The following is a 19,145-nucleotide window of genomic DNA, read 5'->3' on the forward strand; positions in this document are numbered from 1 at the left end:
AATTTATATCAGCAGTACCGTAGCGTTTTTAAGGTATTTTAACTATAACTCAAAGTTAGCTTTGCAGTCAGTTTTTAAATGACATAAATCAGAATAAAAAACAGCTTCTATTAAATGATAGAAGCTGTTTTCTCATAACATTTTAATCGTTTACGATAAGCAATCATTGCCTCATTATTAATAATTAAATAACAGGACGATTCCACGCATCACGTACGGCAAATCTGGCATCTGACCATTCTAAGCGTGAGTTGCCACGTGAGTTTGACCAATCTCTCTGCAAGTCTTGCTCCACCAGCTCAAACGTTTGGTCGTTACCATACTGCTTACGCTGTGCATAGCCATAACCATAGGCATTACGATAATCAGTATCGTAGTCATATTGCGGGTTATAGTAGTCAGTCGTTGCATGCTGAGTACGCCAGTAAGTGTCTTCTTCCATATTGCCGTCAAAGGCATTGGCAACGGCGTTACCAGCTGTTGCACCGACGACTGCACCAACGGCACCGCCTACGACTGAACCCACTGGACCACCTACTGCACCGATAGCTGCACCTGCTGCTGCACCGCCGACCATACCTGTACCACTACTAACAGGATTGGCTTCTCGTTGTACTTCATTTTGATCAGTAGGGTTAATGGCTTCACCAACTTCTTGACCAGCACCACCACCAGCAACTGCGCCTGCTAAGCCGCCGATTACCGTACCGACTGGACCACCAACCGCTGTACCTACAGCAGCGCCTGCTGCAGCACCGCCCAGCGCACCAGTACCACTAGCAATAGGATGCGGCTTCTCATGAGCTTCTAAACTATCGGTAGGATTGACCATCTCGCCCGCTTCATGTCCAACTTTACTACCAGCGATTGCTCCAACAGCACCGCCTACCAAGGTGCCAACTGGACCTCCAACTGCTGTGCCTACGGCTGCACCTGCTGCTGCGCCGCTAAGCGCGCCAGTACCTGTTGCTACTGGATGCGGCTTATCTTCACCATGATGAAGTGGCTCGATAGGCTCTCTATGACCTGCATAATGGATGTACTCTTTTGGCTCATAGTTTTCACCATTCATACGAGCATGGGTCTTATCCCAACCATCACGTACCATGTCCTTTGCTTGTAGCCAAGTCATGCGTGAATCGCCTTTTACCTCATACCAGCGCTGTTCAAGTTCAGCTTCAACTTCTTCAAAACGCGTCGCATTTGGATAATGTGCACGGGTGGCATAACCTACTGCATAGGCTGGATGATAATCGGTATCATAATCATAATCTTCATGATAATAAGGGCGCGTGGTATGAGTCTCTTGCCAGTATTCATATTCTACTGTTGGGTCTAGCATCTCACCGACCGAACTACCTGCGACGCCGCCGACGATAGCACCAATAGCACCACCAATCAGCATGCCTAATGGACCACCAATAGCGCCTATAGCTGCGCCTGCTGCTGCACCGCCTGTACCACCAAGAGCTGTACCTATTGGATGTGAGCCTGGCTCACCTGTAATGGGGTCAGCGTTGTCATTGACTACTACTGTACGATTGATATTATCCATGAGCTATTATCCTTTTTTACTATTATTGTTAAGTTATGAAGAATGACATAAGTAGCTTACAATCTAAATGACATCAAAATAAAGGTCGTTTTTGACATCCAATCTTAGCTTGTCCTCTAAATCAGTGATGGCTAGCCATTGATCTTGCTAGCAATCACTGTGTAGCTGTTCAAATTTCTAATAATTACTTTAATCCTTCGCATTGGCATTACCCTTAAGGAATCTAGTAAGCCTTGCTTGCTAAGTAATATAGCCTAAGGGTACTGGATTAGTCTGTAGCACATAGCTGCTAGCTTTATAGCATCTATGTAAACGTTACTTCTATAATGAGCATTATTGTTAACCAATGATTATCAAGGCGCAGAAAAGTAGGTAGGATGTAAGTCGATATTATTAGAATCGCTGTTTACCAGTTATAAACGCTATAAGAAGGGTTAATTAAGCACAAAAAAGGCACTATTATTCTTAATAATAGTGCCTTTTTTGTGCTTAATAAATACTCAATGTGGCTCAGTGAATAAAAGATGCAGTCTCATTAGGTATGGTATTACTGATGATGAATTGACGGCGTGTAAATAACCATAATATGGTCTATTGTGCTGATTCAACCACTCCAATCATCACGCCCATCTCTTTTTTGTCATGCTTATCTATCGTGGGTGCGTATAAAGCGGATGCAATACCGCCATCTAAAAATAAAGCATTCGGACATTTCAAGTCATTTTTAAATAGTGCGGCAAACTGATAAAAGGTCACGGGTGCTTCGCTATTAACAAATTGTAGACTGCCATCGCTACACACGCCTATACCGTTGCGAATTTTAGCTGAGGTGCCGTCAGGGTCAAACTGTGGATGGATAGCATCATTAATGACCAGCATAGGACCAGATTGGGTAGCATACAGGGGCTGTGCAGTGCCGTTTTTTAACTGCTCAGCTAAGGCATTGCTTTCAGTAATTCGTACTTTGCCAGACTTATCCCACCACAGTACGCCATTAGGTAAGAGGTGAAAATTGCCGCCGCCTTCTTTCAGATTTAATGCACGTATCTCTTCAGATTTTATAACGGTATAGCCAATGGGTGCGTAATTTTCATTGTACATGCCCGCATTCACGGCAAACTTCAAAGATTGCGATGGGGGCAGGCTGCTCAAGAGTTTATCGAAGGTCAGTAGCGGTTGACGACTGTCAGATTGTTGCCAAAACAACTGTAATGAATAGCGCTTATCTGTCAACAAATCAGACTGAATACGACAGGTGCTATAAGCAAACGGTGTGTTGTGTGATTGACATGACCAATCAGTAGAATTGCTGTCCATCTGATTGTTATCAGATGGTTGGCAGGCACTTATACCAACAATCATAAGAGCCATAAACATCATTGCCAGTACATGAAGTAATTTTGTGAAAACAGTGTTTGGCATCAATCATCTATCTTTTATAAGGAAATAAATTGCGTGATTGTCACAGCCAAACACTGTTAAATGATTAAACAGTTGGCGGTATAAAATCGCGGACGGTATTATTGACATTGCCAATCATTTTACCACCATCAATATTGACGTCTACCTCTCCAACCGTTTTTTTTGTTGGCGCACCGGTTTCTTTACCGATATCACGCGAGTCTTTGTTATACGCAATCAGCGCATCATTATTGGCTAAAAAACTCGACGAATCTGCCATTACCCACATCTGATTAAAGACATCTGATCGCGCATTATGATCAAGTAAGGCGCCTTTATCGGTGAAATAAAAGAACTTCGACAATAGCTTAATCTGTCCATCATCCAAACGGCGTGCGATGTGATAAGGCTGCAATTGACTTGGGTGCTGTAGACCGACTGCGCCAACGATGCTGGCAAGCGATTTTAGGGTATTTTTATGATAACTGGCAACGCGTTCAGCCTTGCTTGGTACATCCAGCGCCTTTTGACGATAAGGATCTTGGGTTGCCACACCTGTCGGGCAGGTATTGGTATGGCAAGAGCGTGATTGGATACAGCCGACAGCAAACATAAAGCCACGTGCAGAGTTACACCAATCAGCGCCCAATGCCAAGAGGCGGGCGATATCAAAACCTGAGACAATTTTGCCACTCACGCCAAGTTTGATTTGGTTGCGGATGCCCGCCCCAACTAAGGTATTGTGAACGAATAAAAAACCATCGATCAATGGCATACCGACGCTATCCATAAACTCAACAGGTGCAGCACCCGTGCCGCCTTCAGCACCATCAATGACGATAAAGTCAGGATAGTTATCGGCTTCTATCATGGCTTTGACAATCGCCATAAACTGCCAAGGCTGACCAATACAAAGCTTAAAGCCAACTGGCTTGCCTTCTGATAAATCCCGTAGCTGCTGTAAAAAAACAACCAATTCGCGAGGCGTACTAAAAGCAGAATGCGACGCAGGTGATACGCAATCTTGACCCATCGGCACTTGACGGGTTTCAGCGATTTCCGGGGTAATTTTTTCTGCTGGCAACACGCCGCCCTGACCGGGCTTAGCGCCTTGTGACAGTTTAATTTCAATCATTTTGACTTGTGGGTCAACGGCTTTTTCCGCAAATGACAGTGGATCAAAGTTGCCATTGTCATCGCGGCATCCAAAGTAACCTGTACCCAGCTCCCAAATCAAATCACCACCGAATTTACGATGATAAGGACTGATAGCACCTTCACCACTATCATGAGTGAAGCCGCCCATTTTTGCGCCTTGATTGAGTGCCATAATGGCATTGGCAGACAAACTGCCAAAGCTCATCGCTGAGATGTTAAACACTGACATATCATGCGGCTGCTTACACCGCTCACCGCCCACAATGATGCGAAAGTCTTTATTCTTAATCGGCTCGCTGACAGCAGATTGCAAAAACCATTCCTTACCATGAGCATATAAATTGTCCAAAGTGCCAAAAGCATTGGTATCGCTGACGTTTTTGGCGCGCTGATAGACTAAAGCTCGCTGCTGACGTGAAAACGGTACTTGTTCTTTGTCGTCTTCGAGCAAATACTGGCGAATCTCAGGACGAAAATCCTCTAACACATAGCGGATGTGACCGGCAATAGGATAGTTGCTTAAGATAGAGTGCTTAGACTGCAATAAGTCATAAATACCAAGCCCAACAGCGAGACCACCGATGATGATTAGCACCCAGTTGACGAGGAGTAATCCTGCTAAAAACAGCAAGATTGCGGCGCCAAAGGTGCTGTAGCGTAGCAAAGCACCGGTTAGGTAAGGTGAATTTTGTTCAGGCTCAGGGTTCAAATTGGTTCTGGAATCGGGCATAACAAGGCTCAACTATAAAAAATAGGAATTAAAAAATGCGGCAGTAAGTTATTTGGTAACTTTGCCGCTATTCATGATTCAATATAGAAAGATTAAGTAAGAGTTTTAAAATGAGCGAAAGCGCTAAAAGCCAACATGTTAAAAGCAGGCCAAACGCCCTTAGGGGCTCAAATTTGTGGTGTGTATCATACGCCTATAATATCACGGGTCCATATCAATTGAGTAACGGCAGACCGATAAAGACATTGCAATTGCTACTCTCAGGCTTAAGTAATTTCAAAAAAAATCTTAAGCTTATGTTTTAATAACTGTTTGTCGCGTAGCTACGGTTAAATTGCTTATAATCAATGGCAAAAAATATTAAAAATAAAATTGAAACCGACTGTCAGTATCTGGTGGTAAAGTCTAAAAAGCAGCTTGTAAGCTGTGACGAGGACGGGACATCAAGGTTAAAAAAGCAATTATACAACGAGGTCAATTTGCCAGTTATTGGCTTTAGTATCATTGGCAAACTAAATTAAAACTTATCTGACAACTCAATCAGTCTAAACCCCGCTGCCAATCCTTTCAGCCAACACTTGCAACTTAGGCACTATCATCGCCGCATAGTCTTCGCTTTCCCAGTTAGCACTCGGAACACTGGCATTGAGTGAATAGGCATATTGTCCAGTCGCAACATCAAAGACACCAACGGCCACTGCCAATATGTCCGTAGAGAACTCACCATCCGATACTGTATAACCATGCATTTCGTAATGTTCTGCGGCTTCAGATAAAGCAGCCTGCGCATGGCTATAATCTTCTGCTGATAGCTGCTCTTGTAAATTACTAAGAATCACTTTCTGTCTTGCTTGCGAGCTAGCCGCATAAAAAGCACGTCCAATGGCGGTTCGGGCGACGGGAACGGCTGAGCCAACTTGCAAATTGACCGATAGGCGAGCAGGGCTACGACAGCAAGCGTGATAGCGCATTTCCCCTCCAACTTCGGTTGCTAAATTTACCGATACTTCATTGCTACTGGCAAACTGCCGTAATAAGGGTTCAGCTGCTGCCACTAAATCATGACGACTCCAGGCTGTTGCACTTAATCGCACCGCACTACTACCCAATTGATACTGTCCATGTAGCGTCACGCGCAAAAATCCAAGCGTCATCAAGGTATGAATCAGACGAGTAATTGTCGCTTTTGGCAGTTTTGTCATCTGGCATAATTGCTGATGGCTAAGCGCCTCCTCATGCTCAAAAGCTGCCAATATCATTAAGCCACGTCCAAGGGCGGTGACAAATTGCCTATCGTTGTCTTCTTTACCTTGGGTAAGGGAGCTATTTAATCGATCCAATAATGATGCAGCTACCGACATGTTTTTTCTCATTTTATAACCATCTGAATGAATAAGGGTTTACAGGACGCTAAAATTTTGCTTAAATAGTTCATATTATGAAACTGAGTTTCGCACAGCGGAATACTGAAGTCAATAGTAGATTTAGCCAAAGCATCATATTCACCATTAATCGTCGGTCAGGATGGCTGATAACAAGGAGCACCACATGGCAACTTCTAGCCCACGCTTTAATTGGGAAGATCCTTTTTTATTACGTGACCAGCTTACAGATGAAGAGCGTATGGTAACGGACAGTGCGCGTCAGTTTTTTCAAAAAGAGCTGATGCCCGGCATTGTTGAAGCCAATCGTAATGAGAACTTTGACCGCAATATCATGCGTCAAATGGGTGAAATGGGTTTACTTGGTGTGACCATCGAGGGTTATGGCTGTGCTGGCTTGTCAAGTGTCGCTTATGGTCTGATTGCCAAGGAAGTAGAAGCGGTCGATTCAGGCTACCGCTCAGCAATGAGTGTGCAGTCAAGCTTGGTCATGCATCCGATACATGCCTATGGTACAGAAGAGCAGAAAGAAAAATATCTGCCCAAACTGGCAACTGGAGAATATGTCGGCTGCTTTGGTCTGACAGAGCCAGATTCAGGATCAGACCCTGCTTCGATGTCGACGCGTGCGCGTGCAGTCGATGGTGGTTATGAGTTGACGGGTAATAAAATGTGGATTACCAACAGTCCTATCGCTGATGTGTTTGTCGTTTGGGCAAAAGATGACGAGGGCGATATTCGCGGTTTTATCTTAGACAAAGGCATGAAAGGGTTATCAGCGCCAAAAATCGAAGGCAAATTTTCACTGCGGGCGTCAGTGACAGGTGAGATTGTTATGGACAAAGTGTTTGTCCCTGAAGCCAATGCCTTCCCAGATATTCGTGGTCTAAAAGGGCCGTTTGGTTGTTTAAACAAAGCGCGTTATGGTATCGCTTGGGGCTCAATGGGCGCGGCTGAATTTTGCTGGAAAGCCGCCCGTCAGTACACATTAGATCGCAAACAATTTGGTCGTCCGCTAGCAGCGACCCAGCTGGTACAGTTGAAGCTTGCCAATATGCAAACAGAAATCACCCTAGGTCTGCAAGCCGCGTTACTTGTCGGTCGTTTGATGGACGAGGACAACGCTGCACCTGAGATGATCTCACTGATTAAGCGCAACAATTGTGGCAAAGCGCTCGATATCGCACGTATAGCTCGTGATATGCATGGTGGTAATGGTATCTCTGATGAGTTCCATATTATTCGTCATGTGATGAATTTAGAAGCCGTCAACACTTATGAAGGTACGCACGATATTCATGCACTCATCTTGGGCCGTGCACAGACGGGCATTCAAGCGTTCTTTTAAGCATTTTTAATTAGAAATATTTAACACAGCTATTTTTTATAACGTACGTTGCTGCTTGGCTTTTTATTCAAAAGAGCATCAACAGTAGCGTACGTTTTTCAGTTGTTATTCACCATTTACTTGTCAATGCGTGTCATTAAAAAACACGAAAAATTAGATAATGAATAGCAATTTTATTATCAAATTAACAAAGAATACGTTACAGAATAAGGGACTATTATGACGGACATGGTTGATATGCCAAACGGTGCACTGCATGGTATTAAGGTGCTCGATTTATCGAGAGTATTGGCAGGCCCTTCTTGTACCCAAATACTCGCTGACCTGGGGGCTGACGTCATCAAAGTTGAACGTCCACATATCGGTGATGAAACGCGCCACTGGGCACCGCCAACCTTCAGCGATGACACGTCCGCGTATTATGCCACCATCAATCGTAATAAAAAATCGTTGACTGTAGATATCACCACGCCAGCAGGACAGACCATTATCAAACAGCTCATTGCTGACAGTGATATTTTGGTAGAGAACTTTAAAGTGGGCGGTCTAAAAAAGTACGGCATAGATTATGACAGTCTAAAACAAGACAATCCGCGCCTGATTTATGCGTCTTTAACCGGCTTTGGGCAGACGGGTCCAGATGCTGCGCGCCCCGGCTACGATTATATTATCCAAGGTCTATCAGGGCTCATGAGTATTACTGGCCCTAGTGATGGTGAGCCGCATAAAGTCGGGGTGGCTGTCGTTGATTTGTTTGCAGGGTTGCAGTTGACGATTGGTATTCAAGCGGCATTATTAGCGCGTCAACATACGGGACTTGGACAGCACGTTGATGTTGCATTACTCGACAGTGCGCTCGCTATGCTGGCCAATGTCGGGATGAATCATCTGGCTTCAGATAAAATCCCGCCAAGACTCGGCAATCAGCATCCCAACATTGTGCCTTATCAAGTGTTTGCGGCTGAAGGGGAGGTGCACTTTATTTTGGCTTGTGGTAATGACAGCCAGTTTGCCAAGTTATGCGAAGTCTTAGCAGTCGATTGGCATACAGACGACCGTTTTATGACCAATCCTGATCGTGTCACTCATCGTGATGTGCTGTGTGAGGCACTTACCGAAAGATTTGCCAAACGTCCGCGCGCGTATTGGTTAGCGGTTTTGGATCAGGCAGGAGTTCCATGCGGGGCGATTCATAACGTGGCCGAAGCCTTGGCGATGCCGCAAGCAAAAGCACGTGAGATGATTGTTGATTTTGCGGCTCAAGGCAGTCCGGTACGCGCATTGGGCAATCCCATCAAACTATCCGCATCACCCGTAAGCTATCGCACGCCACCGCCAAGTTTGAGCGAGCATACCGACGACACTTTGGCGGCGCTTGGTTATGATGATGACATGATCGCCAAGCTCAAAGCAGACGGCATTGTTTAAAGTGCACTGAATGTTCAATACAGCGAGATTGAGATAAATATTTCGTAGCCTATATAGTCAATGAAAAGTAAAATCGATACATCAATAGTCCTGTACTACTGGTATCAATTTTTCTCGCTTGCTGTGCGCCTTGCACTCCAGAGGCTTCGAAAAATTTATCCCAGTAGCACTGTAGCGACTTTAAAGTATTTCAACTATAGCAGTAACGGCACAGCAAGAAAAATTTATCCCAGTCTCGCATCATAATGTCATGTATCTATTTCATTTAAGGTCAACGATCTAGAATACCAATGATGTTACTTGCTAGCGTTTGGATTAAAGCCCAAGCACTGCTCAATTTGTTCAGCCAATTCAATCAGTACCGCACTGACCTCAGCACGCTTCGCTTCGTATTCTCCTTGCAAAAAACTGACCGCCATACCAGCAACGGCATTGCCCGACGCATTGCGGATATAAGTGCCCAAGCAGTACATGCCATCACGCAATTGCCCATCATCGAGTGAGACTCGACTTTCCTGAATCACCGCAAGCTCGGTGGATAAATCCGCAAAATTCTTGACCCCATGTTGGGTCATGGGCGTGGGAAATCTCTCTTTATACAATGATTTTATACTGTCCATAGACAACGTGGATAGCATGGCTTTGCCTGTGGCAGAAAACACGGCTGGCACACGCACACCAGCACGAAAGGTAAAGCCGAGCGGCGCAGTTGACTCATGACAAGCCAAAAACACCACTTCTCCCAAATCCAGTTTTGACAAAGTGACCGTGTGCTGAAGTAGCACAGGGTATTGCACAATCAAATCTTTAAACAATTGGACGACACCCTGCTGTTGTTCGTATTTGCCTGCCCAATACATCAAATAAGAGCCTAAATGAAAGCGGCTTTCAGGGTCTTTGTAGATAACATGCTTGGTCAACAAACTCTGCAAGATATTGTGGGTAGAGCTACGAGGCAGCCCAAGTTCTTTGGCGATATGAGCCGCTGTCAAAGGTTGCGTGCTATCGGTAATTAAATCCAAAATCTGAAACGTTTTGTCCAATGCAGGAACGGCGGTTGCGCTCATAGGTCACCTGTAAAAATAAGATAAAAAAAGAAGCATTATAAAGTAATACCATTTTCAAAAATCTGAATAGTAAAAAAACAAGTGTCAATACTACATTTAGTAGGCCAAATGCTTTTGGCGCAATCCATTATATTTTTTGGGATTGGTATAATTTTTAAAATAATGGGATTTAAGGGTTGCAAATCGCGTCATATCATTCTTATAATGATGTCTCATATATAGAATACGTGTTCAGTATATTGAACAAAAAATGAATTATCAATAATTATTTCATATACCCTATTGTATCTATCCTTCTAAACATAAATCCTATATGACAAGGAGCGTCAACATGTCACATACGCTACAGTTATCAAATCCAGACCTACTCAAACAATCTTGCTTCGTTAAAGACGGCTGGCACGTCGCTAGTGATGATGCGGTGCTTGATGTAAACAATCCCTTTAACGATGAGCTGATTGGTACAGTACCAAGCCTGACGACCGAAGATGTCAATGACGCGGTTGCTTATGCGCATGAGGCTCAAGTTGCTTGGGCGGCAAAAACAGCCAAAGAGCGTGCCGAGCTATTGCAAAAGTGGGCCGACCTTATTGATGCCAATAAAGAAGATCTTGCCATCATTATGACTGCTGAGCAAGGCAAGCCGCTCACTGAGTCACGCGGCGAAGTAGGGTATGCCAATAGCTTTATCCGCTGGTTCGCAGAAGAAGGTAAGCGCGTTTATGGTGATGTCATTCCTGCCAATAGCTCACAGCTACGTCACGTCGTTCTCAAGCAGCCAGTCGGTGTTTGTGCCGCTATTACGCCTTGGAATTTCCCAGCCGCGATGATCACGCGCAAAGTCGCGCCCGCTTTGGCAGCAGGCTGTACGATTATCGTCAAACCTGCGACCGAAACGCCATTTTCAGCATTAGCACTTGGTGTGTTAGCTGAGCAAGCGGGCATTCCAGCAGGTGTTATCCAAGTTGTAACTGGTCAATCATCAACCATTGGTGAGATCCTAACTGGTGACACCCGTATTCATAAGCTGTCGTTTACTGGCTCCACCGAAGTTGGTCGTACGCTGATGGCACAATGCGCGCCAACTATTAAGAAGCTATCGTTAGAGTTGGGTGGCAACGCGCCATTTATCGTCTTTGATGATGCAGACTTAGAAAAAGCTGCCACAGGTTTAATCGCTTCTAAATACCGTAATGCTGGTCAAACCTGTGTTTGTGCCAACCGCGTCTATGTACAAGACAGTATCAAAGAAGAATTTTTAGAGATTTTTGTCAAAAAAGTCGCTGAGCTAAAAGTTGGTAATGGTCTAGAAGAAGGCGTAGATATTGGCCCTCTCATCAACAAAAAAGCGTTGGATAAGGTACAAGCACTGCTCAAAGATGCCATCGATAAAGGCGCCAAATTGGTCACTGGTGGTAGCATCAATGATGCCTCAGAGCTGACTTATAATCCGACGGTGATTACTGATATCAGTAGTGATATGGATATCGCCTCTGAAGAAATTTTTGGACCGATTGCAACGATCTTTACCTTCAAAGACGAAGAAGAAGTGATTCGTGCCGCCAACGATACTATCTATGGTTTGGCTGCTTATTTCTATAGTAGCGACTATGCCCGCTCATGGCGCGTGACCGAAGGCCTTGAGTACGGCATCATCGGTCATAACACGGGTTTGATTTCTACAGAAGTTGCCCCATTTGGCGGCGTGAAACAGTCTGGCTTTGGCCGTGAAGGCTCAAAATATGGCATCGAAGACTATATCACGACCAAATACTGGTGTTCTGACATCAGCTAATATTTAACAAAACCTTTTAGATGTCGCACGGTGTTTTATTTCAAACAAACACCACTCGATATCTAAAAGGTATTAAATGAACCGCCAATCACTAGATGGCATTTATGTTACGAACACAGAAAAGGACATTCCTATGACGACTACCAATCAATCATTACTTGAGCGCCGCAAAGCTGTTTTACCAACAGGACTTGGGGTTGCCTTTCCTATCTTTGCAGAAAAAGCAAAAAACTCAGAAATTTGGGACATCGAAGGCAAGCGTTATATCGATTTTGTCGGTGGTATCTCAGTATTGAATACCGGTCACAGCCACCCAAAAATTACTCAGCGTGTCCATGAGCAGCTAGACAAATTTACCCACACTGCGGCGCAAATGATCAACTACGAATGCTATGTAGATTTGGCTGAAAAACTGTGTGAAAAAGCGCCTATAAGCGGTGAAACCAAGGCTTTCTTTCTGACCACTGGCGCAGAAGCCGTCGAAAACTGTATCAAGATTGCCCGTGCCAAAACCCGTCGTCCAGGCGTTATCTCTTTTGTTGGCGGCTGGCATGGTCGCACCATGATGTGTATGAGCCTGACAGGTAAAGTACTACCATACAAAAAGAACTTTGGCCCTATGCCAGGACCTGTATTTCATGCATTGTTCCCTGCAGAAGAGTTGAACGTTACAGAAGCACAAGCGCTGCATAGCCTTGATATGATCTTCCAAGCAGATATCGATCCTAGTGAAGTAGCAGCGATGATCATCGAGCCAGTCCAAGGCGAGGGCGGCTTCCATCAAGTGACGCCGTCATTTGCCAAAGCATTGCGCGCCATCTGTGATGAGCATGGCATCGTACTTATTTTTGATGAAGTACAGTGCGGTTTTGCCAGAACCGGTACGTTGTTTGCCACTGAGCAATTGGGTGTTGAGCCTGATTTGATGACCGCCGCGAAGAGCTTGGCTGGTGGTTATCCTATCTCTGCGGTCATCGGCCGTGCTGATATCATGGATGCCCCGCAAGTAGGCGGCTTGGGCGGTACTTACTCTGGTAATCCACTTGCTTGTGTGGCTGCGCTTGCTGTCATGGAAGTGATCGAAGAAGAAAACTTACTGGAGCGTAGTATCGAGATTGGCGATACCATTGCTTCATTCCTAAAAGGCTTAAACCTAAGCACGATCGGTCATATCCGTCATAAAGGTGCGATGCTGGCGTTTGAATTGATTGATAGCGAAGGCAAACCTGATGCCGCTGCCGCCGCCAACCTAAAAGCAAAATCATTTGAGCAAGGCTTATTACTAGCGTCTTGTGGTATGTATGGCAATGCCATCCGTGTGATGGTGCCATTGACGGTCGAAGACGAAGTGCTACAGGAAGGTCTTGATATTATTAAAGGTATCCTAACCGTTTAATAAATATTGAGTGTCATTTACTTTAGCGATGGATTGCTTTTAATCAAACATTGATTTTGGTTAAAACTTGTATTTAAGACAATGGCAAGGCTGCCCTTATGGCACTCATTTAGAGTGTGTTTTTAACGGCGCCTTGCAAGTCAAGACGCCGTTTTTGTTTTTGCAATTTGGAATAGTAGACAAGTTAAATAGTAAAAAAATTACAAAAACAGTAGTTATACGAAACGGCATATACAGTAAATATGATGGGTGCTGTCCCACTAAACAAAAATAGTGTAACTGTAAAAGGTTTACACGGATGACACACAGACAAGGAGTAGGTTATGTCTGAATTAAAGAAAACGTTAGGTGTGTTTGATATCATTGCGCTGGCATTCGGGGCAATGGTTGGTTGGGGCTGGGTCGTACTGGCAGGTGGCTGGATCATCTCGGCAGGTATATGGGGCGCAGTTAGCGCCTTTTTGATCGGCGGTCTTGTGGTTATCTTGATTGGTGTGACGTATGCTGAACTGGCAGCATCAATGCCGATTACTGGTGGTGAGCATACTTATACCCATCGCGCACTTGGGGTAAATGTCTCCTTTATTTGCTCATGGAGTATTTTGTTTGGTTATTTTTCCGTCGTGGCCTTCGAGGCTGTAGCATTGCCTACCGTGGTCGAATATATCGTCCCCAATTATAGTCAAGGTTATCTTTGGACCATTGCCGGATGGGACGTCTATGCCACATGGGTAGCTGTCGGAATGATCGGCTCAGTGATTGTCACATGGCTCAATATACGCGGTATGGAAGTTAGCGCTTGGTTCCAAAAGCTGGCAGTCGTTGGTATTTTCTGCGTCGGTATCTTACTATTCGTTGGTGCTGTGCTGTTCAATCCTGAGACCTCAAATTCGGTACAAGCCCCTGCCTTTATTGGTGGTATGGGTGGCATCATGACTGTCATGGTTATGGTACCGTTCTTATTCGTCGGCTTTGACGTGATTCCGCAGGCAGCAGAAGAAATCAATCTGACTCGTCCAAATATCGGCAAATTTTTGATTATTTCTATTATTATCGCTGTACTTTGGTATGTGGCTGTCGCTTGGAGTGTGGGTAAAACATTACCACTGTTACAAGCGCAAGATTCAACATTGGCCACGGCGGATGCGATGACCAATGCTTGGAATGGTAAATGGGCGGGTACGTTGCTCGTTATTGGTGGTGTACTAGGTATTTTATCAAGCTGGAACGCGTTTCTTATCGGTGGTAGTCGTCTGCTATATGCCATGAGCAAAACGCACATGTTGCCACAGTTTTTGTGCAAGTTACATCCTAAGTACAACACCCCAGTCAATGCTATCTTGTTGATCGGTGGTTTGGCGACGCTAGCGCCATTATTTGGTCGCAAAATGCTCGTGTGGATTGTTAATGCTGGCGGGTTTGGTATCGTTATCGCTTATACCTGTGTGGCTCTTTCGTTCTTAGTGCTACGCTACCGTGAGCCTAATATGGTACGTCCGTTTAGAGTACCAGCAGGTAAATTGGTCGGTATTATTACCATTATCCTCAGCCTTGGTATGTTGACACTTTATCTACCGGGTATGCCATCAGCACTTGTCCCTATCGAGTGGTGGATCTTCCTAGGCTGGACGGTTTTAGGTGCTGCCTTGTACGGTTATGCCACGATGAAAAATCCTGGTAAGAGTAAAGAAATCATGGATCATGAGCTGCATGAGCTAAAAATCGTTAATCAGCAATGGTTAAAAGACAATCCATATAAAAAGTAATCTCATGTTAACTATTTCATCATTTAACAAAAAAGCCTAACGTCAAACGTTAGGCTTTTTTTTATGGCTTTTATGCTGCTTGAAAATGAGTTAATAAGGTTGGAACGTCAGAATAAAACTTGGAATGACATGCTGATTCCTTATTTAAAGGGATAATGTTAATTTAATTTTTCCATATAGGAGTATTTGAGGTTTTCAGTCGAGCCTATATCTATTTTTACTGTCATTGAACGATGAATGGTTTGATTTTATAAAAAGCTTGTTTTTAAACGCTTAAAAGATATCTAGTACTCCTATATTCTTCTATACAAATAGTTGTTTATGTATTTTTTATGTAATTAACGAGAAAGTATTATATTCATTTATTGACATTTGCAAATAAAAAAGTAAAATTACGTACTCTTGTTTGCTGTTTTAATTTCGTGGACGATAAAAAGTGGACGATAGAAATATGATTAAAAGCGGAGATAAACTCAAATGTACCTGCGGCAATGATTTTTTTGTAGAAGGCTCGGTTTATACTGTAGGTAATATCATAAGCGATAAATTTTTCCAAATAAATGTTGGTGCGAATGATGAGCATTGGTATGCAACAAAAGATAGCGAAGGGATATATGTTCGCTTTAATGCAGAAGACCATCTAGTAAATGATGCTTTTTTCGCTTTATTAAAACGTCAATACTAGCTTTTTTAAGAAGTCTTTAAAACTTAAGTTTGCGTTTGAGATTCAGATGAAGATATGGAGCACTATTTATTATATGGTCATCAAATAAATTGATTGGTTATTTTTTCTAAGCTTACAGAGTACGATTATTCCGCAGGTTTCCTGAACCAGTAAGTTTTCTGAACCAATAGTCATCTACAACAGATCTACCATTTTCGGCAGTTCTACTTTAGTGCCTTTATCAGTAGATTTAAGTATTAAGCGATTGATTAAAGTATCGCTGCTGACCGATATCGTAAGTAAATTTTACGAAAAAGCCTAACGTCAAACGTTAGGCTTTTTCACTTCATTCGATTAAGCGCTCATATTTCTTAAGACTTATCACTAATCAATTTATAGTTTAAGAATTCAGTGATATCTAGCGTACCAAGCTCTCGACCAAAACCTAAGCGCTTCACACTGTCAAACGGCGTATTCGCTTTCGTACCAGACGGTGCGTTGATCGTTACCATGCCCACTTCTAGTTTGTCAGCAATATCAGCAGCTAGGGCAGCATCTTGCGTTTGGATGGAAGCGCCAAGACCGAAAGGCACGTCATTGGCAGTCTTGATAACGTGATCGATATCTTTCGCCTTGTAGACGACTGCGACAGGACCAAATAACTCCTCACGATAGACATCCATGGACTCATCAACGTCTGTCAGTACCGCAGGCTTAAACCAACCGCCCGGCTTGTCTTTCACCATACCGCCTTCTAATAAGACCGTTGCGCCCGCTTGCACAGCACTGTCTAATTGTTTTTGTAAATTGACGGCGGCAGATTTTGAAGACATTGGGCCGATAAAGGTTTTTTCATCAAGAGAATCAGCCAACGGCATGGCACGTGCAGCATCGATAAAGCCTTCGACGAACTTGTCATAGACAGACTCAATAACGATGAGGCGTTTGGCCGCGTTATAGGCTTGACCTGCGTTACCAAATCGACCAGAGATAGCGCCTCTTTAAACATATCAGCGATCAATTCTGCAGCCTTAGGGCATTGCGCCGCGTTCTTTAAGTTCGGGAGTGTCCTGTCGTGTTTTCATTATCATATTCTCTCAGTTTGTTAAGTCTCCGACAATCCCGAGGCGGTTCAGTCTTTGCCTAACCTGACTTTATTGGCTGTTTTTTTATTAATGATAGGCTCAGAAGTCACGCCAAAGACTTTTTTGTGTCTTCTTACGGCTAAAGCATCCGCTGCCGCTTTTTCTTCTGCTAATGCCTGCTCATGCAGATTTTTATAGACGCCTATTGTCTCATCAATCATCTCACGCATGGTAAATTTGTTGGTCATTTCAGGGCGAGTCACACTTTCTAACTGATTGCGCACCGCTTTGCAAAGTGCGTTGGCATTGTATTTTCTGACCAAACCTTGCGGATAGAGTGGGCGCAGAATTTCACTAAATGCCGCTTGATCCCAGCCAATGACAGGCGTACCCAAATGAATGGCTTGTAAGGCATTGATACCGATAGATTCAGGCTGATTGGCTAGTGCCATGACGACATTGGCCGCTGACAACCACTCACGCATATCATTGCGTTTGCTGCCGACATAAGTGATACGATCGGCTAATCCCAAAGTATTGCTGCGTTGACGAAAATCTTCATGGGCGACATCGCCTGCCCGATAATCATCATCCATAATAATGGCGTGGATATTGGGGAACTGCTCTTGAAGATTGCCCAATATATCAATCAGCCATTCTTGACCATATTCTTTACCGATGATGGTTGGAAATACCAGCCATTTTTTATTCTCAAGCTCAGGGTATTCAGCAAAAGTATGACGTAGCCAATATACTGATGGATTATGACGATAAGGATAACGACGTGTATCAACACCGCGGTAGATACGTTTAATGACTCTGGGGTCCAGCTCCTCACGGCGCAGCCCTTTTTTTAGGTAATCAGTCACACTATCAGACACAGTAATAATGGTATGAACATCAAGCAAGGCTTGTGAGTATTTATTGATAGGATAGAAGCCATACATTGTCGATACCAGTTTTGGTCGACGTTTTACCCGTGCACGGCGCAGCGCTAAATGCAGTACCCACGCCGGTGTCCGCGAATGTACATGAATGATATCAGGGTCATATTTTTCAATCAGGCGACGCAGTGGCGCGACCTGTAACAAGGACAGCCAAGATTTTTTATTCATATATAACTGATGATAATGGTTGCCATCACGCTTTAGGCGTCTGACCAAGTCATTATCTTCATTAGCGCTAGAGACAATAATTGAGGTATGCTCATTTTTGACCAAAGCACGCCCAAGATGAAAAATACCGCGCTCGGATTCATCATGCTTCAAAGACGACAGTAAACGCATAACTTTCATAATGGCGTGGGTCACTATTAGACGATATCAAGCTGTTATTGTCAGTGAAAAGCGTTTAAAACTCAACCACCAAAATAAAAAGATAGCATGGAACGATGACTATTATTCGTCGTCAATAAATACATGTGATATAAGTGAAAGCATTCAAGACATTAGCGCTGTTTTTCGAGGTGCGGCGCATTTGGCAGGACTTGTTTTTCACTCAAGTATTTCCAATAGCGCTGCGGTAAGTATTGCTTGTGCAAACGTGGATTTTTACGCTCTTTGATATTGACGTTGGTAAAATAACCTTGCCAAAAACGCTGATAACGTTGCTCATCTTTGCTATGAATACTGGCAGGATTACGTAGTACTGCCTCATCAAGCTCAGTAATGGTTTGCAGGGCTGCAGGGCGCTTGGGCGTGCTTTGACTTTTGTCATAATAAATGCCATAGCCACGCGTCAAATCATAAATGGCCCAATGCTGATCTTGATAACGCTGACGAAAATGCTCTCCGATTAAAGGCAAAACATTAAAATCCGGCTCAACACGGGCAAAGTAAATGTCTTCAACTGTATGCTCAAAGCGTACAAAGGCTTCCATACGATGCTTCTCACGACCGACAGACTTGACTGTTTGCACGAGCTCTAAAACATTGAGATTACCCAAATCATCCATAATATGGCGACTTGGGTAATCAATTGCGTATTTGACCACTTGAAACAATGTGCTACCAATACAGTCTTTTTCTGACAAAAAACCCCAAAGTAAATTGCGCAGACCCGAGCGCCCTAGGAGTTGATTCAACTTCGTAAGTACTCTTTCCGCATGGTTGATATTGGTCCCTACACTAATGGCGTGAGCGAGAAATGACGGCACATAACAGTCCTGCGCAATAAGCTGTAGCGATGTATCGTCCTGTAAGTGATTGGAATAGACGTAAAATACTGCACTGAGCCAGCCTTCAAAACTTGGCTCATAAAGTACAATACTGGGCGTCAATTGACCCAGCTGATAGTTTTGGTTTTTGACAAGTTCTGACAGTGATTGCGACATTATTTGTCCTAAGATAACTTCATGATTTTGGCTAAATT

General features: G+C 43.9%; 13 protein-coding genes and 2 pseudogenes. 6 read left to right on the forward strand and 9 right to left on the reverse strand.

All coding sequences use genetic code 11. The features are described 5' to 3' along the window. Positions 1-817 precede the first annotated feature (817 nt). The 5 genes and pseudogenes from AC0J5Y_RS04220 to AC0J5Y_RS04240 all read right to left on the reverse strand — a co-directional run. Positions 818-994, reverse strand: a pseudogene (locus AC0J5Y_RS04220) (glycine zipper domain-containing protein); the annotation flags it as partial. 90 nt (positions 995-1,084) lie between these two features. Continuing rightward, positions 1,085-1,555, reverse strand: a pseudogene (locus tag AC0J5Y_RS04225) (glycine zipper domain-containing protein); the annotation flags it as partial. A gap of 591 nt (positions 1,556-2,146) precedes the next feature. Next, a complete protein-coding gene (locus AC0J5Y_RS04230; protein ID WP_475131666.1) occupies positions 2,147-2,977 on the reverse strand; it encodes a phosphodiester glycosidase family protein in 831 nt (276 codons plus the stop codon). A 64-nt stretch (positions 2,978-3,041) separates the two neighbouring features. After that, positions 3,042-4,844 (reverse strand): FMN-binding glutamate synthase family protein, encoded by a 1,803-nt coding sequence (locus tag AC0J5Y_RS04235; RefSeq protein WP_475131667.1) that lies wholly within the window; start codon positions 4,842-4,844, stop codon positions 3,042-3,044. Positions 4,845-5,389: 545 nt separating this feature from the next. Then, a complete protein-coding gene (locus AC0J5Y_RS04240) occupies positions 5,390-6,205 on the reverse strand; it encodes an IclR family transcriptional regulator (RefSeq protein WP_475131668.1) in 816 nt (271 codons plus the stop codon). A 187-nt stretch (positions 6,206-6,392) separates the two neighbouring features. Here AC0J5Y_RS04240 and AC0J5Y_RS04245 point away from each other — a divergent pair, with 187 nt between their 5' ends. Beyond that, positions 6,393-7,574, forward strand: coding sequence for an acyl-CoA dehydrogenase (locus AC0J5Y_RS04245; RefSeq protein WP_475131669.1), 1,182 nt, complete (start codon positions 6,393-6,395; stop codon positions 7,572-7,574). 219 nt (positions 7,575-7,793) lie between these two features. Continuing rightward, a complete protein-coding gene (locus AC0J5Y_RS04250; RefSeq protein ID WP_475131670.1) occupies positions 7,794-9,002 on the forward strand; it encodes a CaiB/BaiF CoA transferase family protein in 1,209 nt (402 codons plus the stop codon). Between the two features lie 296 nt (positions 9,003-9,298). On the opposite strand, the gene AC0J5Y_RS04255 is transcribed toward AC0J5Y_RS04250, so the two are convergent. Continuing rightward, positions 9,299-10,069 carry an IclR family transcriptional regulator gene (locus AC0J5Y_RS04255; RefSeq protein ID WP_475131671.1) on the reverse strand — a complete coding sequence of 257 codons (771 nt, stop codon included), beginning with the start codon at positions 10,067-10,069 and terminating at the stop codon, positions 9,299-9,301. Positions 10,070-10,400: 331 nt separating this feature from the next. Between AC0J5Y_RS04255 and AC0J5Y_RS04260 the strand changes: the two genes are divergently transcribed. The 4 genes from AC0J5Y_RS04260 to AC0J5Y_RS04275 all read left to right on the forward strand — a co-directional run bounded on the left by AC0J5Y_RS04260 (position 10,401) and on the right by AC0J5Y_RS04275 (position 15,711). Then, positions 10,401-11,864 carry an NAD-dependent succinate-semialdehyde dehydrogenase gene (locus tag AC0J5Y_RS04260; RefSeq protein ID WP_475131672.1) on the forward strand — a complete coding sequence of 488 codons (1,464 nt, stop codon included), beginning with the start codon at positions 10,401-10,403 and terminating at the stop codon, positions 11,862-11,864. 133 nt (positions 11,865-11,997) lie between these two features. After that, positions 11,998-13,260: a 4-aminobutyrate--2-oxoglutarate transaminase gene (gene gabT / locus AC0J5Y_RS04265; protein ID WP_475132073.1), complete on the forward strand. Its 1,263-nt coding sequence runs from the start codon at positions 11,998-12,000 to the stop codon at positions 13,258-13,260. Between the two features lie 323 nt (positions 13,261-13,583). After that, a complete protein-coding gene (locus tag AC0J5Y_RS04270) occupies positions 13,584-15,026 on the forward strand; it encodes an APC family permease (RefSeq protein WP_475131673.1) in 1,443 nt (480 codons plus the stop codon). 451 nt (positions 15,027-15,477) lie between these two features. After that, positions 15,478-15,711 (forward strand): hypothetical protein, encoded by a 234-nt coding sequence (locus AC0J5Y_RS04275; protein ID WP_475131674.1) that lies wholly within the window; start codon positions 15,478-15,480, stop codon positions 15,709-15,711. 350 nt (positions 15,712-16,061) lie between these two features. Here the strand turns inward: AC0J5Y_RS04275 and AC0J5Y_RS04280 are convergent, their stop codons facing one another. The 3 genes from AC0J5Y_RS04280 to AC0J5Y_RS04290 form a co-directional block, all read right to left on the reverse strand. Further along, positions 16,062-16,682 carry an aldehyde dehydrogenase family protein gene (locus AC0J5Y_RS04280; RefSeq protein ID WP_475132075.1) on the reverse strand — a complete coding sequence of 207 codons (621 nt, stop codon included), beginning with the start codon at positions 16,680-16,682 and terminating at the stop codon, positions 16,062-16,064. A gap of 140 nt (positions 16,683-16,822) precedes the next feature. Next, positions 16,823-18,070, reverse strand: a complete 1,248-nt coding sequence (locus tag AC0J5Y_RS04285) for a glycosyltransferase (protein WP_475131675.1) — start codon at positions 18,068-18,070, stop codon at positions 16,823-16,825. Between the two features lie 152 nt (positions 18,071-18,222). Further along, positions 18,223-19,107, reverse strand: coding sequence for a TIGR03915 family putative DNA repair protein (locus tag AC0J5Y_RS04290; RefSeq protein ID WP_475131676.1), 885 nt, complete (start codon positions 19,105-19,107; stop codon positions 18,223-18,225). Positions 19,108-19,145 lie beyond the last annotated feature (38 nt).

This window comes from Psychrobacter sp. TS_SC_6 (genome assembly GCF_056156305.1).